Here is a 1,370-nt window from a genome sequence, read left to right as displayed (position 1 = left end):
TGTCCTGCGCCGGAAATTCGTCGGCAATATTTAGCCAAGGATTCGAGGATCTCTTCGGCGGTCTTGGTCCATACGAACGGCTTGGGGTCGTCGTTCCACTGATCCATCCAGGCGCGGATGTCCTTCTCCAGGGTCTGGACGCTTTTGTGGACTCCCCGGCGAATCATCTGGTCGGTCAGGTAGCCGAACCACCGCTCCACCTGGTTGATCCACGAGGATCCGGTCGGGGTGAAATGCATGTGGAAGCGAGGGTGGGCGGCCAGCCACGCCTTGATCGCCGGAGTCTTGTGGGTGCCGTAGTTATCGCAGATCAGGTGGATGTCCAGCTCAGCCGGCACGGTCTTGTCGATGGTGATCAGGAACTTCTTGAACTCGGTCGCGCGGTGCTGACGGTGGAGTTCGCCGATGACGGTGCCGTCTTCGACGTTGAAGGCGGCGAACAGGCTGGTGATCCCGTTGCGCACATAGTCATGGGTACGCCGCTCGGGCATTCCGGGCATCATCGGCAACACCGGCTGCGAGCGGTCCAACGCCTGGATCTGCGACTTCTCATCCACGCACAGCACCACCGCCTTCTCCGGCGGGTTGTGATACAGCCCCACCACATCGACGACCTTCTCCACGAACAACGGATCGGTGGACAGCTTGAAGGACTCGGTCCGATGCGGCTTGAGCCCGAAGTCCCGCCAGATCCGTCCGATCGTCGACATGCTCAGCCCGCTGCGCTTGGCCATCGAAGCACGTGACCAGTGCGTGGCGTCCTTCGGCGTCTCCTCAAGTGTCGCCACCACCACCTGCTCGACCTGATCAAGGGTGATCGACGGCGGCCGGCCCGGTCGTTGCTCATCGACCAGCCCGTCCAGCCGCAGCCGCAGAAACCGGGTCCGCCACTTGGACACCGTGTCCGGATGCACCCGCAACTCGGATGCGATCTGCGTGTTGTCCTTGCCGTCCGCGCATGCCAGCACGATCTTTGACCGCATCGCCAGGACCTGGGACGACTTCGCCCGCCGCGCCCACCGTTGCAGCGTTACCCGTTCCTGTTCGGTCACCGCCAACTCCGCCTTCGGGCGTCCCGGACGCGCCTCGTCGGCCAACGCCTCCACCCCGCCACGAGCGAATGCTGCACGCCACTTCCGCACCGTGGCCAGCGACGCCCCGAGCTCCCGCGACACCTGCGCGTTGCTCGCCCCCGGCTCCGCGCACGCCAACACGATGTTCGCTCGGATCGCCGACCTCGACGACTGGGCCGACATGCCGATCAGTCGAGCACGCTCAGCCTCGGTCAGATGAATCTCCACCGCGGACGGCCCAGGATGCGTCATGCAGATCAGCATAGAAACTTATGCAGCGAATTTCAGACGTATGAC

At 63.7% G+C, this 1,370-nt stretch carries 1 protein-coding gene; it reads right to left on the bottom strand.

Annotated features, from left to right (window positions below):
* Positions 1-1,256: IS630 family transposase (locus tag Psi02_RS39720; protein ID WP_203981082.1), on the bottom strand; the 1,256-nt coding region annotated here is incomplete at its 3' end.
* Positions 1,257-1,370 lie beyond the last annotated feature (114 nt).

It is taken from the genome of Planotetraspora silvatica (genome assembly GCF_016863315.1).
Classification (GTDB): domain Bacteria; phylum Actinomycetota; class Actinomycetes; order Streptosporangiales; family Streptosporangiaceae; genus Planotetraspora; species Planotetraspora silvatica.
The sequence above is the reverse complement of the archived record's forward strand: the minus strand, read 5'-3'. Positions and strand labels throughout refer to the sequence as shown.